Here is a 26,303-nt window from a genome sequence, read left to right as displayed (position 1 = left end):
TCCAAACGGTTTGTAGTAAAAGCAAAGACACTACTACAGCGAGAAAAAAGTGCCGGGATTATGCCAGAAAGCCCGTCCCTTGGCAGCACTCGACCCGCCAAGGGATCGATAGGCGCAAACTATCGGCGTCAATGCAGCGTGTCCGCAGGCCCTGCGCTGCCGCCGCCGATGAATAGCTGGACGATGTCGGCCGCGTCAAACGCGTAGCGCTGGTTGCAGAACTGGCAATCGATCACCACCTGGCCGGCATGTTCGCTCAGCAGCAGCTCGGCATCGGCCTGACCTAAACTGACCAGCGCATTGGCCGAACGTTCACGCGAGCAGCTGCAACGAAACTGCAGCGCACGCGGCTCGAACAGGCGCAGCGACTCTTCATGATAGAGACGGTGCAGCAGGGTTTCATTGTCCAGGCCGAGCAGTTCTTCGTGGGTCAGGGTGCCGGCCAGGGTCGCCGCATGCTGCCAGCTGGCCTCGCGCTCTTCCGGATCGTGCAGTCGATCGGCGGGCAACTGCTGGAGCAGCAGGCCGCGCGCGCGCTGACCGTCGGCACACAGCCAGAAGCGGGTGGCCAGTTGCTCTGACGTGGTGAAATAGTTGGTCAGGCAATCGCTCAACGTGGCGCCGTCCAGGTCGACGATGCCTTGATAGCGCTGCCCCTGGGCGGGGTCGATGGTCATCGCCAGCACACCATCGGGCATCAGCTCGGCCAGGCCGGCATCGGCACTGATCTGTTCGGCCTGGTAGCGGGCGATCCCGCGCAGTTCGCCGGCGCTGGAGCATTCGACCATCAATAACGGCAGCGCACCCGAGGAGCGCGCCTGCAAAATCAGCAGGCCGTCGAACTTCAGGGTGCCAACCAGCAAGGATGCAGCGGCCATCAGCTCGCCAAGCAATTGCGCGACCGGCTGCGGGTATTCATGTTTGGCCAGCACGTGCTGGTAGCTCTCGCCCAGGACGACCAACTCGCCGCGAATGTCGGTGTCGTCGAACAGAAAGCGTTGGGTGAAATCGGGCATAGCGGGCTCGCCTGCAAGGGGAACTGCGAAAATCAGGCGATTTTATGCACAAATGCCGCGCTAACCAAGGACCGCACGCCGAATGACCGCCACGGGCTTGCCGATTGACGATCAATCTTCGGGGGGATTTGCGGCTCAGGTCACATGCAAACCCCAACCAGCTCCCCTACAATGCGCGCCGCCTGGGAAGGCACACCATTATTTCCACCAAGGAGCGGTAGCATGCCCTGCACTTTCGTCAACAGCCAATGGCGCCTGCGCCCCCTGCTGATCTGCCACATTAGCGCCATGCTGCTGCTCGCCAGCTGGCTGTGGCAGCCAACCCGCCAACTGTGGGATCGACTCGACCTGCTACTGTTCGCCCTGCTCAACGAACCGGTGCACGCGGCCGGTCTGTGGGCGCACATCTGGGCCATCGGCAGCATGCGCCCGACGGATATGGGCGTCGGCCTGCTGATGCTGGCAGTGATGCTCAAGGCCGACCTGGTATTCAGCGGTGCCCAGGTGCGCCGAGCGCTGTTCGCCTTTTTCGCCGTCCTGCTGGTAATGCTGCTGATACGCGTCGGTTTCGCCGATCTGGTCAAACTGATGGACTGGCAACGGCCGAGCGCCTCACTGGTGGTAGAAGGCAGCGCGCGCCTGACCGAACTGTTCCCCGCCTGGGCAGAGCGCTGGGACATGAAAGACAGCGCCAGCCGCAGCTTCCCCGGCGACCACGCCTCGGTGCTGCTGCTCTGGGCGCTGTTCATGAGTTTCTTCGCCCGCGGTTGGAAGCTGCTACTGGTCTGGAGCATGGCCGTGCTGTTCATGCTGCCACGCCTGGTCGCTGGCGCCCATTGGGCTTCGGACGCGCTGGTTGGCGGGGTGTTCCTCAGCCTGCTGGCGCTGGCATGGGGCTGCTATACCCCCTTCGCCTGCGCGGCCAGCGCCTGGCTGGAGCGCATCAGTGCACCGCTGAGCCGGCAACTGACGCGCCTGCCGCTGCTGGGGCGAATCAGCGTGATTTCGGGGCGCTGAGAGGCGCCACGCGGCGAAAGCCGGCCTGCCCTGCAGGCCAAAAGTATCGCGCCGAGGTCAACCCGCCGACAAAAGCAGCAGACACTCCCTGTGCGGGCCCCGGCCGCTCGCGCTACAGCAGATGTTCCAGCACGCTGGTCGCCGATTGGAAGGGCAAGCCATGGGCTTCGGCGACGCTGCCGCAGATAATCACACCCTTGGCCACGTTGAGGCCATTGCACAGATGCGGGTCGTCCTCCAGCGCGCGGCGCGTCCCTTTCTCGGCGAGGGCGATGACGAACGGCAGGGTCGCGTTGTTCAGCGCCAGGGTCGAGGTGCGCGCCACCGCGCCGGGCATGTTGGCCACACAGTAATGCACCACCTCATCGACCACATAGGTCGGATTATCGTGGGTGGTGGCCTTGGAGGTCTCGGCACAGCCACCCTGGTCGATCGCCACATCCACCAACACCGAACCGGGCTGCATCTGCCTGACCATCTCGGCGCTGATCAGTTTGGGCGCGGCGGCACCGGGAATCAGCACGCCGCCGATCACCAGGTCGGCCGCCAGAATCTGCTCGCGCAGCGCGGCGCGAGTCGAATAGAGGGTGGTGATGCGGCTGGCGTACTGGGTGTCCAGCCGACGCAGGGCATCGACGCTCTTGTCCAGCACCGTGACATCGGCGCCCAGGCCTACCGCCATGGCCAGGGCATGACTGCCGACCACGCCGCCGCCGAGAATCACTACCTTGCCCGGCGCCACCCCCGGTACGCCGCCGAGCAGCACACCGCGCCCGCCCCTGGCTTTTTCCAGGCAATTGGCCCCGGCCTGGATCGACATGCGCCCCGCCACCTCGGACATCGGCGCCAGCAGCGGCAGCCGGCCGTGACTATCGGTGACGGTTTCGTAGGCGATGCAGGTGGCACCGCTGGCCATCAGCTCGTCGGTCTGCGGCCGGTCCGGCGCCAGGTGCAGGTAGGTGAATAACGTGTGTTCGGGGCGCAGCCGCGCGCGCTCGGCGGTCAGCGGCTCCTTGACCTTGACGATCAACTGCGCCTCGGCGAACACCTGCGCCGCGTCCCCGGCGATCTGCGCGCCGGCCGTCTGGTAGTCGCCGTCGCTGAAGCCGATCGCGGCGCCGGCCAACGTCTCGACCCAGACCTGATGGCCAAGGCTGGTCAGTTCGGCTACCGAATGTGGGGTCAAGCCGACGCGGTACTCATGGTTCTTGATCTCTTTGGGAACACCGATACGCATGATTCTCTCCTTAAGCCGACGAGTAACTTGAAGTGTAGAAGAGCGATGGCGCCGACCTCCCTGTATATCCGCCGCACTTCAGGGGAAAGCCCCGATTCGCTCCCGTGTCACGGCGCGTTCTGCGCAACTTGGCGCAGAACGCGACAGTTTGTCCGCAGCCTGTCAGCTGCGCGGATGCAGCCAGGCCGGCGCCAGGGTGGTCGGATCGATCGCAGGCACCTCAGCCAATTCGACGCCCTGGGCACGCAACAGCGTGGCGAGCCGACCATCGGCATAGGCGCCAAACAGTTCATTGCAGCCCCCGACCAGTTCGCCACCGACGAATATCTGCGGGATGCTGAGCATCCCGCTCTTGCGCCGCAGCGCCACACGCAGGCGGCCGCCGAGGTCGTCCTGCTGGTACTCGACCGAGTCCAGGTCGACCGAGCGGTAGGCCACGCCGAGGGCGTTGAACAGCTTGCGCGCCGACCAGCAGAACTCGCACCATTCCAGGGCAAACATCACCAATGGCTGCTGGCGGTCGGCGAGGATCTGCGCCAGCAACGCCTCGATCTTGGCATCGACTTCTTCGCCGATAGGCTCTGGCTGCGCCGCACTTGGCGTGGCGGGGCTGACGTCGAAGCGGTAGTTGGGCGTCGAGCTGGCCAGCTGCTGTTCCTCCTCGCTCATGTCGACGGCGATGTCGTCGAACAGCGGCGTGGACAAATAGCGCTCGCCGGTGTCCGGCAGCATGCACAGGATGCGGCTGCCGGGGCAGCAGCGGCGGCCACAGCCATGGCGCCAGCGAAGGTGGCGCCGCTCGAAGGCCCGCAGAAGATGCCCTCCTGGCGCGCCAACTGGCGGGCGTAGTGCAGGGCCTGGCTACCGTTGATCGGCACGATCCGGTCGATCAGGCCAAGACGGCGGGCGTCTTCGGTGAGTTTGGGGATGAAATCCGGGGTCCAGCCTTGCATCAGATGGGGCGAAACGCCGGGTGGCTGTTCAGCGGCCGACCGTCGGCGTCACGCGTTTGTTCGATACCGCTACCCAGCAACGGCGAGTTATCCGGCTCGCAGACCACGATGCGGGTTGCCGGACGGTACTCGCGCAACACCCGCGCGTGCCCTTGAGCGTGCCGCCGGTGCCGTAGCCGGTGACGAAGTAGTCGAGCGAGCCATCGGCGAAGGCCTCGAGGATTTCCAGGGCGGTGGTGCGCGTGTGGGCGTCGGCGTTGGCCTCGTTCTCGAACTGGCGCACCAGGAACCAGCCATGCGCCGCCGCCAGTTCCTCGGCCTTGCCGAGCATGCCGCTGCCTTTGAGCGCCGCCGGGGTAAGCACCACTCGGGCGCCAAGAAAACGCAGAATCTTGCGCCGCTCGATGCTGAAGTTCTCGGCCATGGTCACCACCAGCGGATAACCCTTGGCCGCGCAGACCATGGCCAGGCCGATGCCGGTGTTGCCGCTGGTGGCCTCGATCACCGTCTGCCCGGGTTGCAGTGCACCGCTGGCTTCGGCCGCCTCGATCACGCTGAGGGCCATGCGGTCCTTGACCGAGCCCATGGGATTGAAGGCTTCCGCCTTGACGTACAACTCGACGCCAGGCGGCGCCAGGCGATTGATACGGATCACCGGGGTGCGGCCGATGGTGGCCAGAATACTCTCGTAGCGAATGTTCATCGCAGCCTCCGTCAGCAGCCTCGGCCACAGCGCAGAAACTCGCACGCCGCGAGCCCCAGCGCTGTGGCCGGCTAATTATTGCCCTTGCGTTCGGCCATGCCCTGGAGCAGTTCGATCGGCAGCGGAAAGACGATGGTCGAGCTCTTGTCGCCGGCGATATTGCTCAGGGTCTGCATGTAGCGCAGCTGCATGGCGCCTGGTTGGCGGCCAAGCATCTCGGCGGCTTGCATGAGTTTTTCCGAGGCCTGCAATTCACCCTCGGCATGAATCACCTTGGCCCGCCGCTCACGCTCGGCTTCGGCCTGCTTGGCGATGGCGCGGATCATCGATTCGTCGAGGTCGACGTGCTTGATCTCGACATTTGCCACCTTGATGCCCCAGGCGTCGGTTTGTGCATCCAGCACTTGCTGGATATCGACATTCAAGCGCTCGCGCTCGGCGAGTATCTCGTCCAGTTCGTGCTTGCCGAGCACCGCGCGCAGAGTGGTTTGCGACAGCTGGCTGGTGGCCGCGTGGTAATCCTCGACCTGGATGATCGCCTTCTGCGGGTCAAGCACGCGAAAGTAGATCACTGCATTGACCTTGACCGAGACGTTGTCGCGGGAAATCACGTCCTGGGTCGGCACATCCATCACGATGGTGCGCAGGTCGACGCGGACCATCTGCTGGATGCCCGGAATGATGATCACCAGGCCCGGCCCCTTGACCCGCCAGAAGCGCCCCAACTGGAACACCACGCCGCGCTCGTATTCGCGCAGGATACGAAACGCCGAAACCAGCAGCGCCATCAGCAGCACCGCCAGCGTGGCAAAACTCAGTTCAAAACCCATGTCAGTCTCCTTGTGGCGATGTTGCTTCAGTGGTGGCGACGTCCAGCATCGAGCCTTTGCGCGCCAGCACCCGCACCTGCTGGCCGGGTTGCAGCGGCACCTGGCTGACGACCTGCCAGTTCTCGCCTTGCAGTTGCACCCAGCCGCCCAGCGGGTTGCTCGGCTGCACCGCCTGGATCCGCGTCAGACTGCCGATCAGTTCGCTGTCGCCGCCGACCAGGGCGCGACGCCTGGCGCGCAAGGCCATGCTGACGATGGCGAAAATAATCGCTCCCGTGGTCAGGGCCAGGGTCACGATCAACGTCAGGGGAATGCCGAAGCCGGGCACTTCGGTGTCGATCAGAATCAAGGCGCCAAAGACGAAGGCAACCAACCCGCCAATCCCGAGCACACCGAAACTCGGCATGAAGGCCTCGGCCGCGATAAAGGCGATGCCGAGCAGGATCAAGGCCACTCCAGCGTAGTTGACCGGCAACAACTGCAGGGCGTACAGCGCCAGAATCAGACAGATGCCACCGAGCACGCCGCCGACGCCGCTGCCCGGGTTGGAAAATTCGAAGAACAGACCGTAGACACCGATCATCATCAACAGCAGCGCCACACTGGGATTGGTGATCACCGCCAGCAACCGTGCGCGCCAGTCCGGCTCGCGGCTGACCACCACGGCATCGGCGGTCTGCAGCGTCACCTCGACGCCGGCGGCGGTGAAGCGTTTACCGTCCAGCTGTGTGAGCAGATCGGCCAGGTCACGGGCGAGGTAATCGACCACCTTGAGCTCGAGCGCTTCTTCGGCGGACAGGCTGACCGACTCGCGCACCGCCCGCTCGGCCCACTCGGCATTGCGCCCGCGCAGCTGCGCCAGGCCACGGATATAGGCGGAGGCATCGTTGATTTGTTTTTTACTCAGGGTATCGGTCGGTGCGCCGGCCTTCTCGGCCTCGGCGGCGCTGCCGGGCGTGTCACCCTTATCGGCGCTCTGCGGCTTGTCCGGTGCTGGTGACGGCGAACCGGGCGTGCCGCCAATCTGCACCGGGGTGGCCGCGCCGAGGTTGGTGCCCGGCGCCATCGCCGCAATATGGCTGGCATAGAGGATATAGGTGCCGGCACTGGCGGCCCGCGCACCACTGGGTGCAACGAAGCTGGCCACCGGAATCGGGCTGGCGAGAATCGCCTTGATGATCGAGCGCATCGAGGTGTCCAGGCCGCCGGGGGTGTCGATGCTCAGCACCACCAGTACCGCGCCCTCGTTCACCGCGCGGGCCAAGCCGCGCACCACATAGTCGGCGCTGGCCGGGCCAATCGCGCCATCGACGCGCAACTCCACCACCACCGCGGGGGCCGCCGTCAGCCCTGCGGGCAAGAGCAACAGGGCCAGGAGCAGGAGCAGGAGCAAACGCTGTATCGGGAAAACCTTCACGGCCCTCTCCACGACAGCCGTTACGGGTGGCAAAAGACTGGCAAAGTACGGTTGTCTGCTTAGAGGATAGTCCATGCGTTTTCGCGCAGAGTCGGCGTCTTCGCCCCGAGCTGGCAGACCGGCCACAAAAGCTGTCATCAATAGGGTGCCAGACGCCCGCATACTCCGTTAGTCTGCTCACTATTACCGCTGCACAAGGTCGCCCGGATGCCCGCCAGCTCTTTTCGCCACTCCCTGCGCCGCCTGTGGGCGCTGGATAAATTCAGCTACAGCCTGCGGGTGCTCATCGCCCTCAGCGGCAGCCTGTGGCTGTGCTGGGCGCAGGACTGGATGCAGGCGTTGACTCCGCTGTTTCTCGGGGTGATCGCCAGCGCCCTGGCCGAGACCGACGACAGCTGGCAAGGCCGCCTGACCGCACTGCTGGTGACCCTCGGCTGCTTCAGCGCGGCGGCCTACACAGTCGAGTGGCTGTTCCCCTACCCCTGGCTGCTCGTCAGCGCCCTGGCCCTGGCCAGCTTCGCCCTGACCATGCTCGGCGCCCTCGGTGAGCGCTACGCCACCCTGGGCTCGGCCACCCTGATCCTGGCGATCTACAGCATGATCGGTGTGGAGCAGCGCGGCGGCATCGCCGGCCTGTGGCTGGAACCGCTGATAATGGTGGCGGGAGCGGCCTGGTACGGGGTGTTGTCGGTGATCTGGAATGCCCTGTTTGCCAACCAGCCGGTGCAGCACAGCCTGGCCCGGCTGTTCCGCGAACTGGGCCAGTACCTCAAGCTCAAGGCCGCCCTGTTCGAGCCGCTGCGCCAACTCGATGTGGAAGAGCGGCGCCTGGCCCTGGCCAAGCAAAACGGTCGGGTGGTGGCGGCACTGAATGCCGCCAAGGAAATCATCCTGCACCGCGTCGGCGGTGCTCGGCCAGGCAGCAAGGTCAGTCGCTACCTCAAGCTGTACTTCCTCGCCCAGGACATCCACGAGCGCGCCAGTTCCTCGCATTACCCGTACAACGAGCTAGCCGAAGCCTTCTTTCACAGCGATGTGCTGTTCCGCTGCCAGCGCCTGCTGCGCCTGCATGGCGAGGCCTGTCAGCGCCTGGCCCAGGCCATCGAACTGCGCCAGCCGTTCGAGTACCGCGAGCAGTGCAGTCAGGCGTTGGACGACCTACATGCCTCATTGCAGCACCTGGGACGGCAGAGCAACCCGGCCTGGCGCCAGCTGCTGCGCTCGCTAGCCGCCCTGGCCGGCAACCTCGCCGCCCTCGACCAGCTGCTCGGCCACGCCAGCAACCCCAATGCCCTGGCCGAGCAACAGGACAGCAGCCTGCTGGATCGCGAGCCGCACTCGTTCAAGGAGGTCGCGGATCGTCTGCGCCAGCAACTGACCCCGACCTCACTGCTGTTCCGCCACGCCCTGCGCCTGGCCATCGCCCTGGCCGCCGGCTATGGCGTGCTGCACTGGATTCACCCAACCCAGGGTTACTGGATCCTGCTGACCACGGTGTTCGTCTGCCAGCCGAACTACGGCGCCACCCGGCGCAAACTGGTGCAAAGGATCGCCGGCACGGTACTCGGCCTGGTGCTCGGCTGGGCGCTGTTCGACCTGTTCCCCAGCCCACTGATTCAAGCCTTCTTCGCCGTGGCTGCCGGGGTGGCCTTCTTCGCCACCCGCAGCAGCCGCTACACCCTGGCCACCGCGGCAATCACCCTGCTGGTGCTGTTCTGTTTCAACCAGGTCGGCGACGGTTACGGTTTGATCCTGCCGCGCCTGTTCGACACCCTGATCGGCAGCCTGATCGCCGGGCTGGCGGTGTTCCTGATCCTGCCGGAATGGCAGGGCCGCCGGCTCAACCGCATGCTGGCCAACACCCTCAGCTGCAACAGCACCTACCTGCGCCAGATCATCCAGCAGTATGTCAGCGGCAAGCGCGACGACCTGGCCTACCGCCTGGCCCGGCGCAATGCGCACAACGCCGAAGCCGCGCTGTCCACCACCCTCGGCAACATGCTCATGGAACCCGGGCATTTTCGTAAAGAGGCGGACACCGGCTTTCGCTTCCTGGTGCTGTCGCACACCCTGCTCAACTACCTATCGGGCCTTGGCGCGCATCGCGGCGAAATTGTCCTCGGCGACCAGCAGAGCCCGCTGCCGGCGAGCGCCGCACGCCTGGCCGCCAGCCTCGAGGAAATCGCCAAGAGCCTTGCCGAGGAACATGCGGTGGCGATTCAGAGCGATGCCGAAGAGCAACTGGCCGCCGAACTGGAGCAGCACGCCGATACACAGGACGACCAGCAGCGACTGGTGCAGACCCAGCTGGCGCTGATCTGCCGGCAACTGGGGCCATTGCGCACCCTCGCCGCGCACCTGCTCAAGGACCGCAGCAAGCCCTAGGCGGCGCGCCCCGCGGCGAATGCAGCCCGCAGGCCAGGTTGTAGTGTCGGTGCAGGACCCACCGAGGCCGGCGAAGCTGAGTTAACCCGCCAACCGTAGAGGCCACTAGCCAAGCGCTATGCAGCGGGCTGTCGAGCCGTTAGCGCAGCACTGCGGCCATCTCATGGATTACGTCCCAATGCTGGCTGACCAGGGCCAGGCTGCCGTCCGCCGCCACTTCATTGTGTAAGCTATCGAGCTTGGCGTAGGCGGCCAGACTGATCAGCGCCGGCAACTGCGCTTCGCCGTTGGTGTCATGCATGGTGTGGAACAGGCTCAGGTTGACCAGATCGAGCAGCTCGATCTGCCGCTGGCGCTGCAGCGTCCAATTGCCCGCCTCGCGCACGATGTCCACGTAGGCCTCATCCACTGCCCACTTTTTCAGCAGCATCACCCCCAGCGATTTGCTGTAGACCTGGCACAGGCTGTGGTAACGCGCCGGTGTCGGCACCAGATCAGCGCTCTTGAATGCCGAGAGCACCGCGAGCGAGCCCACCTCGCTGAGCAGGCTGGCGAGCACCGCATGATCGGCCTGCACCGTCCCCACCTGGCGTGCGAGAAAGCCGCAGATGCTCGCCTTCAGGGTCAGCCGCTGCCAGGCGTCCATGAACAGCAACTTGTGGCCGACGCTGTGCAGCACGAACAGGCTCTTGACGCTGTGCAGCATCACCACCCGATCCACCTGCTGCATGCCGAGCACGCGCAACACGTCCTGCAGGGTTTTCGGTGCCAGGCGGGTGCGCAGCAAGGCGCTGGAGGCGTACTTCATCAGCAACGCACTGAGCGCCGGATCCTTGCTGATCAGGCTGACCAGCAGGGTCATGCTGACCTCTGGCCTGGCCAGCGCCCGGCGGATTTCCAGGGTCAACATCGGCAGGCTGGGCAGCTGCTCCTGGTCATTCATCAGTTGAGTGACTACCTGTCGATAAATCGAGTAGTCCGACTGTGTCGTCTCCATCATGGCCTCCCGCCGCAGATGGAGCGCAGTGTAGCCAAGGCCGTGATCTATTGCGCCAATTTGATGGCAGATTGCCGTCCGAGCAATCAGGCGATGCTCGCCTGGCTGGCCTGAGCGCGACGACGAATGGTCAGATCGACCTTGAGGCAGATCGCCGCCAGCACCATGAAGCCGGCGCCGAGGTTGCCCCGGCTGATTTGCACACCGAACAGACCGCTCAACCATTCGGCAATCGGCCCTGGGTAGTTGGCCAGCAAGGCGCCCAGCGGCACCAGCAGAAACAGGAAGAAAAACCCCATCGACCGCATCATGTTCATTCCCACACCCTCACTTTTAGTAGCAACCCGTGCACAATGCCGCCTTCGGTAGCCATGGCGACACTAGACTTTGGTGCATAGACCGAGATTTTTCCTGCCGACCCTGCGAGTGACCGTTGAACAAAGCTCTGCTCCAGCAACTGATTCTCGACAAGCTGCACAGCGACCTGGCACTGGCCCAGCAAGCGGCGTTGACTGCCTATGAAGCGGCCACCCATGAAGAGAATATTGCCGAGAACAAGTACGATACCCTGGGCCTGGAGGCCTCTTATCTGGCCGCCGGGCAGGCGCGCCGGGTCGAGGAGATTCGCCAGGCCCTGAGCGCCTGGGAAAAACTTAGACTGCGGCCCTTCGATGCGCAACTGGGCATTCAGCTCAGCGCCTTGGTGTGGTTGGCCGATGCCCAGGGCGCTGAGCAGTGCCTGTTCCTCGGCCCGGACGGTGCCGGCCTGAAGCTGCTGCTGGAAGGTCAGGAGGTACGGGTGATCAGCCCACGAGCACCGCTTGGACAACGCCTGATCGGCTGCGCTGAAGGTGATCAGGTGGAGCTGCGCATGGGCAGCAGCAGCCAGCGGTTCGAGGTGCTGCGGGTCTGCTGAACGCCCGCACTCAGTGGGCTTCAGCCCACCTCCATCAAATTGAGCCGTTGCTGGCCGGCCCTACGCTCACCCTCAGAAAATAATTGCTGCATAGCCGTTCTCATGGAATATCTACCTGCCACTGGGCCGCCAGCCGGGCTAGTTGCCCACGCCCGACCAACTGCCGAAAGCCCTCGTCGAAATCCTCGCGCAGACGTGCATGGCTGCGCTGCAGAGGGAAGGCGAAGTAACCGTCCTGGAAATCGATAGGGGGTTCGAGCGGGCTGATTTCATCGCCCAAGCCTAGCGCCTGTAACACCGGCTGGGTGTTGCGCTGATTGCTGGCGAGCAACTCGAGGCGTCCGACGCTGAGCATTTTCAGGCCGTTGGCGACCCCCTCCACGGTGACCAGGTCTAGCCCTCGCGCACGCTATCGAAACGCTCCCCGTAGGCCCAGGCACGCACCACGCCAATGCGCTGGCCGTCCAGTTGGCGGAAATCGCCGAACCAAGCAAACGGCTTGTCGCTGCGGCGATAAAAGACGATCCGGTCGCGATAGAAAGCCGGCCCGACAAACGCGAAACGCGCCTCGCGCGCAGGACTGCGATAGGGGCCGATAAGGATGTCGGCTTGACCCAACTCGACCATGCGCTGCGCGCGGGCCCAGGGGTAAGACGCGAAGCGCAGGCTGTAGCCACGCGGCTCAAGCACCTGGCGCAGGACGTCAGGGCCGAGCCCCCGGTATTCGCCCGCCGCCGTGCGCTCGAAAACCCGCGAAAAATCGCTGCCGACCGCCAGCAACTCGCGCGCCAGCGCCAACGGAGGAAGCAGCAGCGCAAGGCTGGCCACCACCGCGAACAACCTGCGCGAAAACCCTGAAGGCATGCTGCCACCTCGAGCCCCTGAAAAACCTGCCTGCATGCAGGCCTCGGCGGTCTGCATCCTGCGGCCGGTATTTGTCGATATACGCTAGGCTGTAAGGGCGAGTCCACTCTCCAGAGGAGCACATCATGGAAAGCCCTACCCACGGTCTTTCGGCGCTGTTTAAGCAGCTCGGTTTGCCTGCCGAACAAGCCAGCATCGAGCGCTTCATCACCACCCATTCGCCGCTGCCGGAAACCTGCAAACTGGCTGATGCGCCCTTCTGGAGCGCCGCCCAGGCCAGCTTTCTGCGCGAGGAGATCCTCGAGGACGCCGACTGGGCGGAAGTGGTCGATCAGCTCAATCTGCTGCTGCGCGGCTGACAAGCAACTCGGTGACTGACCCCGAGCATTGATTGCCGGCCGCCCGCGAACTCAGGCCGGGCTACGCCCCTGCAGCTCGCGCCAAGTCAAGTACACACGCAGATCGAACTCCACCTGATGATAGTCGGGCAGCATGTATTCGCAGAGTTTGTAGAACGCCTTGTTGTGCTCGGCCTCTTTCAGGTGGGCCAGTTCGTGCACCACGATCATCTGCAAAAACTCCGGCGCGGCGTCCTTGAACAAGGCGGCGACGCGAATCTCCTTCTTCGCCTTGAGCTTGCCGCCCTGCACCCGGGAAATCGCGGTGTGCAGGCCGAGGGCGCGATGGGTCAGGTCGAGGCGGTTGTCGAACAGCACCTTGTCGATCGCCGGCGCATTGCGCAAATGCTCCTGTTTCAACGCCACGATATAGGCGTACAGCGCCTTGTCGCTCTGCACACCGTGCTTGCCGCTGTAGCGCTGGGCCAGGTAGTCGCCCAGGCGCTGCTCGTCGATCAGCTGGCGGATCTGCTCTTGCAGCTGGAGCGGGTAGCCCTGGAGGAATTTCAGTGGGGTCATGGACAGTACCGGGCGATTCTCGTGGGCCTGGGTTGCGCAGTATGCCGCAACCCGGCGATCGGGCAACCCGCCGCCGCCAGTCTGTGGACGCTCGGGGGGCCTGTCCCCAGCCGCTGGAAAACCCGCTGCTGTCACCGACAGCGCGCCAGATCATGGTGCCCTCGCCGGCAATCCCCCAGGACCAATTATCGCCATCTGGAGCATCCAGGCATCGCGCTCGGCTGCCAGGCGAAGCAGATACGGCGCCGGGCCTGTGTCGGCAATGTTTTGACGCCAACAAACCGACCGGCGGCCCTCATCTCCCCGAGCAGCCTGCCGCTATAATGACGACCGCATCCCGCGGCCAATGGCAGCCCCTGCCCCAACCTCTTCCAGTTCGCGTGTGCCACCCGCAGGAATGCCAAGTAAGCCGTTACTGACTCAAGGATGAGATGTGCCCCCGACTGAAGTCATTTCTCTTCTAGGAGAATCAGTCATGATCGATCTTGCCACCTGGAATCTGAGCATTCCCGTCGGTATCCCCGCCACCACCATCGACACCCCCCTGTTGGCCGGCGGCTATCAGGATCACTACTTCCAGTCGAAAGACGGCGCGATCTTCTTCTGGGCCCCGGTCAACGGCAGCACCACCAAAAATGCCAAATACCCGCGTAGCGAGCTGCGCGAGACCTCCGCCGACGGCAAGCGGCACAACTGGACCTACCCCAGCGCCGACAATTTCCTGCGTGCCTCCCTGAAAATCAGCCAGGTACCCTCGACCGGCAAGCTGGTGATCGGCCAGATCCACGCCCACCAGAGCAGCGCACCGCTGCTCAAGCTGGAGTACCAATACAAGGAGTATTTGGCTGGCGGCAATATCGTGGCCAAGGTGCGCCTCAAGCCCGACGCACCGATTCAGGTCATCACTATCGCCAGCCACATCGAACTGAATCAGCGCTTCACCTACAGCATCCACCTGACCCCGGGCGGCACGCTGTCGATCAACCTCAATAACAACAACTGGAATACCCGGCTCGATTCGGCTTGGGCGGCGAAATCCTTGTACTTCAAGGCCGGGGCCTACCCCCAGGACAACAGTGGCTACGAGACCGAAGCCGGCGCCGCGACCTTCTTCAAGCTGGACATCGAGCATCGGCCGCTGACCAGCTCCACGCCATAACGCAAAAAAACGCTCGAGGCAGGCGGTGTGAAAACGTAGCGGGCGAAGGCAAGGCAAGGCAAAAACAGGCGAGAAAGCGCAGTTCACGAGCTGTAAATGAGCATGTTGTCGGGGACGCCTAGCCGGGGCTCGCATTCGAGCCTGCTTTTAACGCAGCATGCTGCCGAACGGCTTCAGTTCAATAACGCCTCGAGGCGTGCATGACCTCGCCGCCAGTCGGCGAACCAGCCCCCACAGGGAGTGGTCTAACCAAACGCAGGGATCGCAACCGTGAGCGGGACTATGCTGCTTAGGTGCAGGTAAGTTCATTCGCTCTCTGATGGTGCGAGTCCATGCCAGGGTAAGGCCTCTGGTTCGCCGCAAGCGCCTTGGCGGCTTCGCTTTTGCGTCTGCTTCGAAGCAACCGATCTCGTATCGCCTTCCTTGCGCTGCACTCAACATCATGAGGAGATTAACCGATGGTTACTCACTACAAGGTCGCGGGTCATCTCGCCTGCGGCAGCCACGGCAGCAGCCTTGCCTCCAGCAGCAAACTTAATCAGGTGAAATGCCATAACTGTCGCAATACGGACGTGTACAAGGAGGCTCGGAAAGCCGAACGGAATGCGGCGCGCAGAGCAGCGCGAAGATCCAAGGCCGCTCATGTGTCGAGTGACTGGCGCGCCGCGTGGCGGGAGAAACTCTCCGCCATGCCGGGGCGGCAGCGACTCCCGAGAGGGTTTGGTGGCCAACCCTACGTCTAACGAGGCGAAAGGGCACTGAGCGAATAACCGTCGGTTCAGACGGTATATCGGCGATTGCAGCCACTCGCGTTGAGCCTGTGTGCAAGAGCCGTCTCATCATGCAAGCACAGGTACCGCCGTCAGAGCGGCGGCACCCTGAACCACGAAAAAGCCCGCTAATTAGCGGGCTTTTTCGTTGCAGCCGAGGCTTAGTTGACCTTGGCGGCCAGCTCACCCTTGGCGTAACGCTGGAACATGGCTTCCAGGGAGATCGGCTTGATCTTCGAGGCGTTGCCGGCGGTGCCGAAGGCTTCGTAGCGGGCGATGCAGATGTCGCGCATGGCCGTCACGGTGGCACCGAAGAACTTACGCGGATCGAACTCGCTCGGGTTGCTCGCCATCAGGCGACGCATGGCGCCGGTGGACGCCAGGCGCAGGTCGGTGTCGATGTTGACCTTGCGCACGCCGTACTTGATGCCTTCGACGATTTCTTCGACTGGCACGCCGTAGGTTTCTTTGATGTCGCCGCCGTACTGGTTGATGATCGCCAGCCACTCCTGCGGTACCGAAGAAGAACCGTGCATCACCAGGTGGGTGTCGGGGATGCGCGCGTGGATCGCCTTGATCCGATCGATGGCGAGGATGTCACCGGTCGGCGGCTTGGTGAACTTGTAGGCGCCGTGGCTGGTACCGATGGCGATGGCCAGGGCATCGACCTGGGTACGCTTGACGAAGTCGGCGGCTTCTTCCGGATCGGTGAGCATCTGGCTGTGGTCGAGCACGCCTTCGGCGCCAACGCCGTCTTCTTCGCCGGCCATGCCGGTTTCCAGGCTGCCCAGGCAACCCAGCTCACCTTCCACCGACACGCCACAGGCGTGGGCGAAGGCCACGGTTTGCTGGGTCACGGCGACGTTGTAGTCGTAGTCGGCCGGAGTCTTGCCGTCTTCTTTCAGCGAGCCGTCCATCATCACCGAGCTGAAGCCCAGCTGGATCGAGCGCTGGCACACGTCCGGGCTGGTGCCGTGGTCCTGGTGCATGCACACCGGGATATGCGGGAATTCTTCGATAGCCGCCAGGATCAGGTGACGCAGGAACGGCGCACCGGCGTATTTGCGCGCACCGGCGGAGGCCTGGACGATCACCGGGGAATCGGTCTTGTCGGCCGCTTCCATGATCGCGCGCATCTGCTCGAGATTGTTGACGTTGAAAGCCGGCACGCCGTAGCCGAATTCGGCGGCGTGGTCGAGCATCTGGCGCATGCTGATAAGTGCCATGGTGTTCTTTCTCCCGGAGGGACTCGTTAATCGTGCAAGCCTGCCGCAGGGGCAGGCGCTATTCAAGTATTCAGGGACAAGGGGTCAGCTCGTCCGCCCCTGGCGCACCAGGGGATGAAATTCGTCGCCCGGAGTGCATCCGGACAAACCCGCCAAGGTGGCCGAGCAAATCATCGGTACCGATCCAGTAGACCAGCTCTTCTTCGCTCTTGCGCTGGAAGGATAGTCGGCCCACGCCGCGAGCATGGCAATCGACAACCCGCAGGGAGCCGGGTTCAACCTTGCCGCGGCCTTCCCGACCAACAGGGGCTAGCCCTTGGCGCGCTGCTCCAGCACTTCCACGGCCGGCAGCACCTTGCCCTCGACGAACTCGAGGAAGGCGCCGCCGCCAGTGGAAATATAGGAAATCTTGTCCGCCACGGCGTATTTGTCGATGGCCGCCAGGGTGTCGCCACCACCGGCAATCGAGAACGCCGGGCTGGCGGCAATGGCTTCGGCCAGCACCTTGGTGCCGTTGCCGAACTGGTCGAATTCGAACACCCCGACCGGACCGTTCCACAGAATGGTCTTCGACGACTGCAGCAGCTCGGCGAAGTGCCGCGCGGTCTGCGGGCCGATATCGAGGATCATGTCGTCCTCACTCACATCGGCGACCAGTTTGACGGTGGCGGTGGCGGATTCGGCGAATTCCTTGGCCACCACCACATCCACCGGCAGCGGCACGCTGACCTTGGCGGCGATGGCTTTGGCGGTATCCAGCAGATCGGCCTCGTACAGCGACTTGCCGACCGGGAAACCGGCGGCAGCGAGGAAGGTGTTGGCAATCCCGCCGCCGACGATCAGCTGGTCGCAGATCTGGCTCAGGCTGGTCAGGACATCGAGCTTGGTCGACACCTTGGAGCCGGCGACGATGGCCGCCATCGGCTTGGCCGGATTGCCCAGCGCCTTGCCCAGGGCATCCAGCTCAGCCGCCAGCAACGGGCCGGCGCAGGCCACCTGGGCAAACTTGGCCACGCCATGGGTCGAGCCCTGAGCGCGGTGGGCGGTGCCGAAGGCGTCCATGACGAACACATCGCAGAGCGCGGCGTATTGCCGGGCCAGCTCATCGGTATTGTTCTTCTCGCCCGCGTTGAAGCGCACGTTTTCCAGCAACAGCAACTCGCCAGGCTTGACCTCGACGCCGTCGAGATAATCGCGCACCAGCGGCACTTCACGGCCGAGCGCCTGGCTCAGGTAGTCGGCGACCGGCTTGAGGCTGTTTTCTGCGGAGTATTCACCTTCGTTCGGCCGCCCCAGGTGCGAGCAGATCATTACCGCCGCCCCCTTTTCCAGGGCCAGCTTGATGGTCGGCAGCGCGGCGAGGATGCGCGCGTCGCTCGTCACCGCGCCGTCTTTTACCGGCACGTTGAGGTCTTCGCGGATCAACACGCGCTTACCTTGGAGATCGAGGTCGGTCATCTTCAGAACGGTCATGGAATCAGTCCTTCATGGGGGCTGGTTGAATGGATACAGGAGACACGGCGAGAAAGTGTTCAGCCACGTCGAGCATGCGATTGGCAAACCCCCACTCGTTGTCGAACCAGGCCAGCAGATTGACCAGGCGCGGCCCGGAAACCCGAGTCTGACTGCCATCGACTATGGCCGAGTGCGGATCGTGGTTGAAATCGCAACTGGCATGGGGCAACTCGGTGTAGGCGATCAAGCCCTGCAGCGGGCCACTTTCGGCGGCCTGACGCAGTACCTGATTGATTTCATCGGCGCTGGTGTCACGCGCGGTCTGCAAGGTGATGTCCAGGCAGGACACGTTTACCGTCGGTACGCGTATGGCTTTGGCCTGAATCCGCCCGGTTAGTTCCGGCAGCAGCCGTTCGATACCCCGCGCCAGGCCGGTGGACACCGGAATCACCGACTGGAAGGCCGAGCGCGTGCGGCGCAGGTCTTCATGATGGTAGGCGTCGATCACCGGCTGATCGTTCATCGCCGAGTGAATGGTGGTGATGGAGACGTACTCCAGGCCCACCGCCTCGTTGAGCAACTTGAGCAGCGGCACCCCGCAATTGGTGGTGCAGGAGGCGTTGGACAGCAGCGTCTCCTCGCCGGTCAGACAGTGCTGATTGACCCCGAAGACGATGGTGGCATCGACCGCCTCTTCGCTGGCCATCGGCTGGGAGAACAGCACCCGCGGCGCACCGGCCGCGAGGAAACGCTGAGCGTCGGCGCGGGTGTGATACGCGCCGGAGCACTCCAGCAACAGGTCGATATCCAGCGCCGCCCAGTCGATGCCTTCCGGCGTCGCCTGGCGCAGCACCTGCACGCAGTCACCATTGATATGCAGGCAGTCGCCATCGACTCTCACCTCACCGGGAAAACGCCCGTGGGTGGAGTCGAAGCGAGTCAGGTATTCGATGCTGGCCTGATCGGCCAGATCATTCAGCGCGACTATTTCCAGGCGCGCCCCGGCACCGCGCTCATGCAGCGCGCGCAGCACGCAGCGACCGATGCGGCCGTAGCCGTTGAGGGCGATTCTGTAGGGGCGATTGGACATGGTGATCTCGATGGGAAAGCGACCGTAGGATGGGGTGAGGCGCGTAGCCTGAGCGAAGCGCTACCCATCAAATCCGCAACTATGGGTAGCGCTCCGCTCAACCCATCCTACAGGCGATCAGTCTTCCAGCAGTTCGGCGGCGGTTTCCAGCAGGTTCTCGACGGTGAAGCCGAAGTGCTCGAACAGCGCTGGCGCGGGGGCCGACTCACCGAAGGTGGTCATGCCGATGACGCGACCTTCCAGGCCGACATACTTGTACCAGTAGTCGGCGTGGGACGCCTCGATGGCAATCCGCGCGCTTACCTGCAGCGGCAATACCGCCTGCTTGTAGCCGGCATCCTGCGCATCGAACACGCTGGTTGACGGCATCGACACTACGCGCACCTGCCGACCCTGGGCGCTCAACTGCTCGTAAGCGGCGACAGCCAGGCCGATTTCCGAACCGGTGGCGATCAGGATCAGCTCCGGCTCGCCGGCGCAGTCTTTCAGCACGTAGCCACCGCGGGCGATGTCGGCCAACTGCTGGGCATCGCGGCCCTGGTGCGGCAGGTTCTGCCGACTGAAGATCAGGGCGCTGGGGCCGTCGTTGCGCTCGATCGCGTACTTCCAGGCCACCGCCGATTCCACCGCGTCGCACGGACGCCAGGTGTCGAGGTTGGGCGTGCAGCGCAGACTGGCCAACTGCTCGATCGGCTGGTGGGTCGGGCCGTCTTCGCCGAGACCGATAGAGTCGTGGGTGAACACGTAAAGCACGCGCTTTTTCATCAACGCCGACATGCGCACGGCATTGCGCGCATATTCCATGAAGATCAGGAAGGTCGCGCCGTACGGCACGAAGCCGCCATGCAGGGCGACGCCGTTCATGATCGCGCTCATGCCGAACTCGCGCACACCGTAGAACATGTAGTTGCCGGAAGCGTCTTCAGCCGAGACGCCCTGACAGCCTTTCCACAGGGTCAGGTTGGAGCCGGCCAGGTCGGCCGAGCCGCCGAGAAATTCCGGCAGCAGCGGGCCAAAAGCGTTCAGCGCGTTCTGGCTGGCCTTGCGGCTGGCGATGGTTTCGCCTTTTAACGCGACTTCCTGAATATAGGCGGCCGCCTTCTCGGCGAAATCGGCCGGCAGCTCGCCACTGATGCGCCGCTTGAACTCGGCGGCCAGTTCCGGGTAGGCAGCGGTGTAGGCGGCGAAGCGCTGATCCCACGCGGCTTCGGCGACGGCACCGGCCTCTTTGGCGTCCCACTCGGCGTAGATGTCGGCCGGGATCTCGAACGGACCGTGGTTCCAGCCCAGGGCGGCGCGAGTCAGGGCGATCTCGTCAACGCCCAGCGGTGCGCCGTGGCAGTCTTCCTTGCCCTGCTTGTTCGGCGAACCGAAGCCGATGGTGGTCTTGCAGCAGATCAGGGTCGGCTGCTCGCTCTTGCGCGCGGTGTCGATGGCGATCTTGATTTCTTCGGCGTCATGGCCGTCGACATTGCGGATCACCTGCCAGCCGTAGGCCTCGAAGCGCTTCGGCGTGTCGTCGGTGAACCAGCCTTCGACTTCGCCGTCGATGGAAATGCCGTTGTCGTCGTAGAAGGCGATCAGCTTGCCCAGGCCCAGGGTCCCGGCCAGCGAGCTGACCTCATGGCTGATGCCTTCCATCATGCAACCGTCGCCGAGGAAGGCGTAGGTGAAGTGGTTGACGATCTGGTGGCCGTCGCGGTTGAACTGGGCGCCCAGCACCTTCTCGGCGAGGGCGAAACCCACGGCATTGGCCAGGCCCTGGCCGAGCGGGCCGGTGGTGGTCTCGACGCCCGGGGTATAGCCGTACTCCGGGTGGCCGGGGGTGCGGCTGCCCATCTGGCGGAATTGCTTGAGGTCTTCGATGCCCAGGTCGTAGCCGGTCAGGTGCAGCAGCGAATAGACCAGCATCGAGCCATGGCCGTTGGACAGCACGAAGCGGTCGCGGTCGGCGAACTCCGGGTTGCTCGGGTTGTGCTTGAGGTAGTCGCGCCAGAGGACTTCGGCGATGTCCGCCATGCCCATAGGGGCACCGGGGTGGCCGCTGTTGGCTTTCTGCACGGCATCCATGCTCAGGGCACGAATGGCATTGGCACGCTCACGACGGCTGGGCATCACTGAATCTCCTGCGAGGGCTGCTTTACAACAGCGGGTCGAAAAAAGGGGGCCATTTTCGCCCAGCGGAGCCCACTGGGGCAATGACAGATAGTCGCAGAGCCAATGTTTTCTGGCTTCTTCGCCAGCAATACCAATATCAAAACTTTTTGATATTGGTATTGCTGGATGAAAAATGACCGACTAAACTGCTCGACCTATGAATATGCGCGCCTCACTTCTGGCCTTCCAACCCGTCGACGTCCTCGCTGCCCTGTGCAAGGCCAGCGGTGATCCGTTGCGCCTGAACGTGCTGCGCGCCCTGGCCAACGACTCCTTCGGCGTACTGGAACTGGCGCAGATCTTCGCCATTGGCCAGTCGGGCATCAGCCACCACTTGAAGGTACTGGCCCAGGCCGGCCTGGTGGCCACCCGCCGCGAAGGCAACGCGATCTTCTACCGGCGCGCCCTGGCCCATGGCGAACAGCTGGGCGGCACCCTGCACGCGGCCCTGCTCGACGAAGTGGATAGCCTGCAGTTGCCCGCCGAAGTGCAGGGCCGAATTGCCGAGGTCCACAACCAGCGCGCCGCCGCCAGCCAGGATTTTTTCGCCCGTACCGCGGCCAGCTTCCAGGCCCAGCAGGATCTGATCGCCGGCTTGCCGCAGTACCGCGACAGCCTGCTGGCGCTGCTCGATGCCCTGGGTTTTACCGGCGCGGCGACGGCATTGGAAATCGGCCCCGGCGACGGTGCTTTTTTGCCCGAACTGGCGCGCCGCTTCAGCCAGGTCACGGCGCTGGACAACAGCCCGGCGATGCTCGAGCTGGCCCGCACGCGCTGTACAGCAGAAGGCTTGGGCAACGTCGAGCTGCAACTCGCCGATGCCCTGAACGATGACTACCCGGCCGCCGACTGCGTGGTGCTGAACATGGTCCTGCACCATTTCGCCGCCCCCGCCGAGGCGCTGAAACAGCTGGCCCGGCAGGTGAACAGCGGCGGCAGCCTGCTGATCACCGAGCTGTGCAGCCACAACCAGAGTTGGGCCAGGCAAGCCTGCGGCGATCTCTGGCTGGGCTTCGAGCAGGATGACCTGGCCCGCTGGGCGGTCGCCGCCGGACTCACACCGGGCGAAAGCCTGTACGTGGGTTTGCGCAATGGTTTCCAGATTCAGGTGCGGCACTTTGCCAAGCCAGATCAACACAACGGCCCAAGCGCGGGCTCACGCATATGAACGGGCTCACGCGGCCCCTCTCACCCACCGGTAACAATAGGAAAACCGATCGATGAGCGACTACTCCCTCTTCACCTCCGAGTCCGTCTCCGAAGGCCATCCAGACAAGATCGCCGACCAGATCTCCGATGCGGTGCTCGACGCCATCATCGCCCAGGACAAACACGCCCGCGTGGCCTGTGAAACCCTGGTCAAGACTGGTGTGGCTATCGTCGCCGGTGAAGTCACCACCAGCGCCTGGGTCGACCTCGAGCAGATCGTCCGCGACGTCATCTGCGACATCGGCTACACCAGCTCCGACGTCGGTTTCGACGGCGCCACCTGCGGCGTGCTGAACATCATTGGCAAGCAATCCCCGGACATCAACCAGGGTGTCGACCGGGTCAAGCCGGAAGACCAGGGCGCCGGCGACCAGGGCCTGATGTTTGGCTACGCCAGCAACGAAACCGACGTGCTGATGCCCGCGCCTATCGTGTTCAGCCACCGCCTGGTCGAGCGCCAGGCCGAAGCGCGCAAGTCCGGCCTGCTGCCGTGGCTGCGTCCGGACGCCAAATCCCAGGTCACCTGCCGCTATGAAGACGGCAAGGTGGTCGGCATCGACGCGGTGGTGCTGTCGACCCAGCACAACCCGGAAATCAGCCAGGCCGACCTGCAGGAAGCGGTCATGGAACTGATCGTCAAGTACACCCTGCCAGCCGAATTGCTGCACAAGGGCACCCAGTACCACATCAACCCGACCGGCAAGTTCGTCATCGGCGGCCCCGTGGGCGACTGCGGCCTGACCGGGCGCAAGATCATCGTCGACACCTACGGCGGCATGGCCCGTCACGGCGGCGGCGCCTTCTCCGGCAAGGATCCATCCAAGGTCGACCGTTCGGCGGCTTACGCCGGTCGTTACGTGGCGAAGAACATTGTCGCCGCAGGCTTGGCCGAACGTTGCGAGATCCAGGTGTCCTACGCCATCGGCGTGGCCCAACCGACCTCGATCTCGCTCAACACCTTTGGCAGCGGCAAGATCAGCGACGACAAGATCATTCAACTGGTGCGCGAACACTTCGATCTGCGTCCGTACGCGATCACCAAGATGCTCGACCTGCTGCACCCGATGTACCAGGCGACCGCGGCCTATGGCCACTTCGGTCGCACCCCGGTCGAGATGACTGTTGGCGACGACAGCTTCACCTCCTTCACCTGGGAAAAAACCGACAAGGCCGCCGAACTGCGCGCGGCTGGCGGCTTGTAAGCCCCTCGGGAAAACCCTAAAGCCCCGCCTGGTGCGGGGCTTTTTGTTGTCCGGAGAAAACCGACTAGGCTGTAAAGCCTAGTCCCCGAGCAAGGATGCTCACGATGACAACCCGTCTCGCGCCTCTACTCATCACTCTTCTCGCCCTCGATGCTTGGGCCGGCCCTTGCCCCGATTGGCCTACCGCGCAGGCCGAGCGTGAAGTCAGCGCACTCGGCGAGCAGATCGCCACCTGGGACGATGCCTACCACCGCCAGGGCGTGTCGCTGGTGGCCGACGAACTCTACGACCAGGCGCGCGTCCAGCTGGAACAGTGGCACCGCTGCTTTACCGAGTTCGGCACCGCGCCGGCCGACCCGTTGGCCAGCAGCGCCGGGCGTATTGCTCATCCGGTGGCGCACACCGGGTTGCGCAAGCTGGCGGATAATGCGGCGGTGCGCGACTGGATCGCGAGCCGCGAAGACCTGTGGATCCAGCCCAAGGTCGATGGCGTGGCGATCACCCTGGTCTACCGTGGCGGGCACTTGCAGCAGGCCATCAGCCGGGGTGACGGCCACAGCGGCCAGGATTGGACGGCCCAGGCACAGCGCCTGCCGGCGATTCCGCAACGCCTGCCGACGCCGCTTGACCTGACCCTGCAGGGCGAACTCTATTGGCGCCTGCCCCAGCATGTGCAAGTCGAGGCCGGTGGCCGCGGCGCGCGCGGCCGGATCGCCGGACTGCTGGCGCGGCACAACCTCGACGATGAAGACGCCGCCGGCATCGGCCTGTTCGTCTGGGACTGGCCGGACGGCCCGCCCGAGATGCGCGAGCGCCTGCAGCGCCTCGACGCCATGGGCTTTGTCGACAGCCGGCGCCTCAGTCAGCCGATCGGCGACTTCAACCAGGCCAGGCACTGGCGCGAGCAGTGGTACCGTAGCGCGCTGCCCTTTGCCAGCGACGGCGTGGTGCTGCGCCAGGGCACCCGACCGCCAGCGCAGCGCTGGCAAGCCGAACCACCGCACTGGGCGGCGGCCTGGAAATACCCGCTGAGTCAGGCGCTCGCGGTGGTGCAGGCGGTGGATTTCCGGATTGGTCGCAGCGGACGCATCACCCCGGTGCTGCGTTTGCAGCCGATCAAACTCGACGAGCGCAGGATCGAATATGTCAGCCTCGGTTCGCTGCAGCGCTGGCAAACCCTGGACATAGGTCCAGGCGACCAAGTCGCCATCCAGCTGGCCGGGCTGACCATTCCCAAACTGGACAGTGTGGTCTGGCGCAGCCAGCAACGTCCCGGGGTCAAGGCTCCGCAACCCGGCGACTACCATCCGCTGAGCTGCTGGCGGGCGACGCCGGCCTGCACCAGCCAATTCCGCGCCCGCCTGGCCTGGCTCAGTGGCAAACAGGGTTTGGCACTACCCGGGGTCGGCCCCGGCACCTGGGACAAGCTGCTGCAGACGCAGCAACTCGACGGCCTGCTCGACTGGCTGACCCTCTCCGCCGCGCAATTGGCCGAAGTCCCCGGTCTAGGCCCGCGCAGCGCCAGCAAGCTCGAACAGAGTTTTACCCTGGCCCGGCAACGCCCCTTTGCCGACTGGCTGCACGCGCTCGGCCTGCCGCCCAGCGGCGCAGCGCCGCTGGCGGACAACTGGGATGACCTGGCGCACCGCAGCCGCGCGCAGTGGCAGCGCCAGCCGGGCATCGGCCCGACCCATGCGGCGCAGCTGCAGGCCTTCTTTCAACATCCTGAAGTGCGCGCCTTGCGCGAACAACTGCGTGCAGCGCGGGTCGAGGGGTTTTAAGCGGGCACGCTGACCAGCGCAATCAGGCTGCGCCGCGCGCACCGCGTAAATGCCGCGACCTGACCTGCCGTTATGCCGCGAGACAATCGGCTAGCAGGCCGTTTAAAAATGTAGGCGAGGCCGCCGAGACAAGGCAAAAACAGGCGAGGAAGCGGAGTTTACGAGCTGTAAATGAGCATTCCGACTGGGCTCACACCCGAGCCTGTTTTTAACGCCGTATCGGCAACGTAGGTAGTTTTTCAACGGCCTGCTAGAACGCGCGAAACTCCTCGTGGCAAGCCTTGCAGCTGTCCTCGACGCGTTGCACGGGCGCGCCCAGATCGGCACTTTTCAGCGGCAGGGCGGCGCTCGCGACAACCAGCGCGGCCGTGCTTGCTTCCAATTCGCGCGCCAGTTGCTGAAAACGCTCCTGGCGTTGCCAGACGTCATCCTTGGCGCGGGTCTCACCGCCCTCTTCCTTGACCTGGGGAAAGTGCTGCCAAGGCGTACGGACCAGTTGATCGAGTTCGGTCGCACCGCTGACGAAACGCTGCTCCTTGAAGGCAATCCGCCCACGCAACATACCGCCGAGGTCTTCACTGACCTTGAGCATCTGTTTGAAGATGCCCTGGCGCAGGCCCTGCGGTGAATTCGGATCGACACCCCACAAGCAGTCAGGGTCAGGGCAAGCACAACGAGGAACAGGCTTTTCAACTTCATAACACCTTCACGACAAACAGCTTGGGCTAACAGGCCGTTGAAAAACGTAGGCGAGGCAGCCGAGACAAGGACTAGGCGTCGCCGCAAAAACAGGCGAGAAACGCAGCGCAGCGAAGTAAACAGCCAACAGCTGGCCCGTAGGGTGAGCGCAGCGAATCAAGCGGAGTTTACGAGCTGTAAATGAGCATTCCGACTGGACTCGCACCCGAGCCTGTTTTTAACGCCCCTCTCTTTGATCAAGAGGGGCAACGTAGGTAGTTTTTCAACGGCCTGCTAAAGGAACGGCCGACAGTATCGCCATAC

At 64.1% G+C, this 26,303-nt stretch carries 24 protein-coding genes and 1 pseudogene; 9 read left to right on the top strand and 16 right to left on the bottom strand.

All coding sequences use genetic code 11. The annotated features are described in order from the left end of the window. Positions 1 to 128: 128 nt before the first annotated feature. A complete protein-coding gene (hslO, locus tag B2D37_RS20190) occupies positions 129 to 1,016 on the bottom strand; it encodes an Hsp33 family molecular chaperone HslO (protein WP_079204385.1) in 888 nt (295 codons plus the stop codon). 222 nt (positions 1,017 to 1,238) lie between these two features. Between hslO and B2D37_RS20185 the strand changes: the two genes are divergently transcribed. After that, the gene (locus B2D37_RS20185; protein ID WP_079204384.1) at positions 1,239 to 2,033 is read left to right on the top strand and encodes a phosphatase PAP2 family protein; all 795 of its coding nucleotides are present in this window, start codon (positions 1,239 to 1,241) and stop codon (positions 2,031 to 2,033) included. 112 nt (positions 2,034 to 2,145) lie between these two features. Here the strand turns inward: B2D37_RS20185 and ald are convergent, their stop codons facing one another. From ald to B2D37_RS20165, 5 genes are all read right to left on the bottom strand, one after another. Beyond that, the gene (gene ald / locus B2D37_RS20180) at positions 2,146 to 3,270 is read right to left on the bottom strand and encodes an alanine dehydrogenase (RefSeq protein WP_079204383.1); all 1,125 of its coding nucleotides are present in this window, start codon (positions 3,268 to 3,270) and stop codon (positions 2,146 to 2,148) included. Between the two features lie 162 nt (positions 3,271 to 3,432). Continuing rightward, positions 3,433 to 4,002: a glutaredoxin domain-containing protein gene (locus B2D37_RS23460; RefSeq protein ID WP_218190341.1), complete on the bottom strand. Its 570-nt coding sequence runs from the start codon at positions 4,000 to 4,002 to the stop codon at positions 3,433 to 3,435. Between the two features lie 249 nt (positions 4,003 to 4,251). Beyond that, positions 4,252 to 4,926: a PLP-dependent cysteine synthase family protein gene (locus tag B2D37_RS23455; RefSeq protein WP_218190340.1), complete on the bottom strand. Its 675-nt coding sequence runs from the start codon at positions 4,924 to 4,926 to the stop codon at positions 4,252 to 4,254. 71 nt (positions 4,927 to 4,997) lie between these two features. Further along, positions 4,998 to 5,756 carry a slipin family protein gene (locus B2D37_RS20170; protein WP_079204382.1) on the bottom strand — a complete coding sequence of 253 codons (759 nt, stop codon included), beginning with the start codon at positions 5,754 to 5,756 and terminating at the stop codon, positions 4,998 to 5,000. 1 nt (position 5,757) lies between these two features. Further along, positions 5,758 to 7,173: a nodulation protein NfeD gene (locus B2D37_RS20165; RefSeq protein WP_256573104.1), complete on the bottom strand. Its 1,416-nt coding sequence runs from the start codon at positions 7,171 to 7,173 to the stop codon at positions 5,758 to 5,760. Positions 7,174 to 7,380: 207 nt separating this feature from the next. Between B2D37_RS20165 and yccS the strand changes: the two genes are divergently transcribed. Continuing rightward, positions 7,381 to 9,558 carry a YccS family putative transporter gene (gene yccS / locus B2D37_RS20160; protein WP_079204380.1) on the top strand — a complete coding sequence of 726 codons (2,178 nt, stop codon included), beginning with the start codon at positions 7,381 to 7,383 and terminating at the stop codon, positions 9,556 to 9,558. Between the two features lie 139 nt (positions 9,559 to 9,697). Here yccS and B2D37_RS20155 read toward each other — a convergent pair whose 3' ends face one another. Both B2D37_RS20155 and B2D37_RS20150 read right to left on the bottom strand, forming a co-directional pair. After that, positions 9,698 to 10,558 carry an HDOD domain-containing protein gene (locus tag B2D37_RS20155; RefSeq protein ID WP_256573103.1) on the bottom strand — a complete coding sequence of 287 codons (861 nt, stop codon included), beginning with the start codon at positions 10,556 to 10,558 and terminating at the stop codon, positions 9,698 to 9,700. 83 nt (positions 10,559 to 10,641) lie between these two features. Beyond that, positions 10,642 to 10,872, bottom strand: a complete 231-nt coding sequence (locus tag B2D37_RS20150) for a hypothetical protein (RefSeq protein ID WP_079204378.1) — start codon at positions 10,870 to 10,872, stop codon at positions 10,642 to 10,644. Positions 10,873 to 10,988: 116 nt separating this feature from the next. On the opposite strand from B2D37_RS20150, the gene B2D37_RS20145 reads away from it, so the two are divergent. Beyond that, positions 10,989 to 11,471, top strand: coding sequence for a GreA/GreB family elongation factor (locus tag B2D37_RS20145; RefSeq protein WP_079204377.1), 483 nt, complete (start codon positions 10,989 to 10,991; stop codon positions 11,469 to 11,471). Positions 11,472 to 11,571: 100 nt separating this feature from the next. On the opposite strand, the gene B2D37_RS20140 is transcribed toward B2D37_RS20145, so the two are convergent. Together B2D37_RS20140 and B2D37_RS20135 are read right to left on the bottom strand one after the other, a co-directional pair. Beyond that, positions 11,572 to 11,853: a hypothetical protein gene (locus B2D37_RS20140; RefSeq protein ID WP_154067130.1), complete on the bottom strand. Its 282-nt coding sequence runs from the start codon at positions 11,851 to 11,853 to the stop codon at positions 11,572 to 11,574. 11 nt (positions 11,854 to 11,864) lie between these two features. Continuing rightward, on the bottom strand, positions 11,865 to 12,335 hold the full coding sequence (locus B2D37_RS20135; RefSeq protein WP_177345251.1) for an ABC transporter substrate-binding protein: 471 nt from the start codon (positions 12,333 to 12,335) through the stop codon (positions 11,865 to 11,867). A gap of 125 nt (positions 12,336 to 12,460) precedes the next feature. Here B2D37_RS20135 and B2D37_RS20130 point away from each other — a divergent pair, with 125 nt between their 5' ends. Then, entirely contained in the window at positions 12,461 to 12,694 is a 234-nt protein-coding gene (locus tag B2D37_RS20130) for a DUF2789 domain-containing protein (RefSeq protein ID WP_079204374.1), read from the top strand. 51 nt (positions 12,695 to 12,745) lie between these two features. On the opposite strand, the gene B2D37_RS20125 is transcribed toward B2D37_RS20130, so the two are convergent. Next, positions 12,746 to 13,252 (bottom strand): M48 family metallopeptidase, encoded by a 507-nt coding sequence (locus tag B2D37_RS20125; RefSeq protein WP_079204373.1) that lies wholly within the window; start codon positions 13,250 to 13,252, stop codon positions 12,746 to 12,748. Positions 13,253 to 13,727: 475 nt separating this feature from the next. On the opposite strand from B2D37_RS20125, the gene B2D37_RS20120 reads away from it, so the two are divergent. Both B2D37_RS20120 and B2D37_RS23880 read left to right on the top strand, forming a co-directional pair. Next, positions 13,728 to 14,411: a polysaccharide lyase family 7 protein gene (locus B2D37_RS20120; RefSeq protein ID WP_079204372.1), complete on the top strand. Its 684-nt coding sequence runs from the start codon at positions 13,728 to 13,730 to the stop codon at positions 14,409 to 14,411. 458 nt (positions 14,412 to 14,869) lie between these two features. After that, entirely contained in the window at positions 14,870 to 15,154 is a 285-nt protein-coding gene (locus B2D37_RS23880) for a hypothetical protein (RefSeq protein WP_079204371.1), read from the top strand. A 188-nt stretch (positions 15,155 to 15,342) separates the two neighbouring features. Here the strand turns inward: B2D37_RS23880 and fba are convergent, their stop codons facing one another. The 4 genes from fba to tkt form a co-directional block, all read right to left on the bottom strand. Continuing rightward, positions 15,343 to 16,407 (bottom strand): class II fructose-bisphosphate aldolase, encoded by a 1,065-nt coding sequence (fba, locus tag B2D37_RS20110; protein ID WP_079204370.1) that lies wholly within the window; start codon positions 16,405 to 16,407, stop codon positions 15,343 to 15,345. 309 nt (positions 16,408 to 16,716) lie between these two features. Beyond that, entirely contained in the window at positions 16,717 to 17,880 is a 1,164-nt protein-coding gene (locus B2D37_RS20105; RefSeq protein WP_079204369.1) for a phosphoglycerate kinase, read from the bottom strand. A 4-nt stretch (positions 17,881 to 17,884) separates the two neighbouring features. Beyond that, positions 17,885 to 18,952, bottom strand: a complete 1,068-nt coding sequence (gene epd, locus B2D37_RS20100) for an erythrose-4-phosphate dehydrogenase (RefSeq protein WP_079204368.1) — start codon at positions 18,950 to 18,952, stop codon at positions 17,885 to 17,887. Positions 18,953 to 19,069: 117 nt separating this feature from the next. After that, a complete protein-coding gene (tkt, locus tag B2D37_RS20095) occupies positions 19,070 to 21,067 on the bottom strand; it encodes a transketolase (RefSeq protein ID WP_079204367.1) in 1,998 nt (665 codons plus the stop codon). 199 nt (positions 21,068 to 21,266) lie between these two features. On the opposite strand from tkt, the gene B2D37_RS20090 reads away from it, so the two are divergent. From B2D37_RS20090 to ligB, 3 genes are all read left to right on the top strand, one after another. Continuing rightward, a complete protein-coding gene (locus tag B2D37_RS20090) occupies positions 21,267 to 22,277 on the top strand; it encodes a metalloregulator ArsR/SmtB family transcription factor (RefSeq protein ID WP_079204366.1) in 1,011 nt (336 codons plus the stop codon). A 52-nt stretch (positions 22,278 to 22,329) separates the two neighbouring features. Beyond that, positions 22,330 to 23,520 (top strand): methionine adenosyltransferase, encoded by a 1,191-nt coding sequence (metK, locus tag B2D37_RS20085; protein WP_079204365.1) that lies wholly within the window; start codon positions 22,330 to 22,332, stop codon positions 23,518 to 23,520. Between the two features lie 104 nt (positions 23,521 to 23,624). After that, positions 23,625 to 25,301, top strand: a complete 1,677-nt coding sequence (gene ligB / locus B2D37_RS20080; RefSeq protein WP_079204364.1) for an NAD-dependent DNA ligase LigB — start codon at positions 23,625 to 23,627, stop codon at positions 25,299 to 25,301. A 250-nt stretch (positions 25,302 to 25,551) separates the two neighbouring features. On the opposite strand, the pseudogene B2D37_RS20075 reads toward ligB, so the two are convergent. Beyond that, positions 25,552 to 26,000 (bottom strand): annotated as a pseudogene (locus B2D37_RS20075) (cytochrome c). Positions 26,001 to 26,303: the final 303 nt, after the last annotated feature.

Source organism: Pseudomonas sp. CC6-YY-74 (assembly GCF_002025205.1).
GTDB lineage: Bacteria > Pseudomonadota > Gammaproteobacteria > Pseudomonadales > Pseudomonadaceae > Aquipseudomonas > Aquipseudomonas paeninsulae.
Note: the sequence above shows the minus strand (reverse complement) of the source record. Positions and strands in the feature narration are given on the sequence as shown.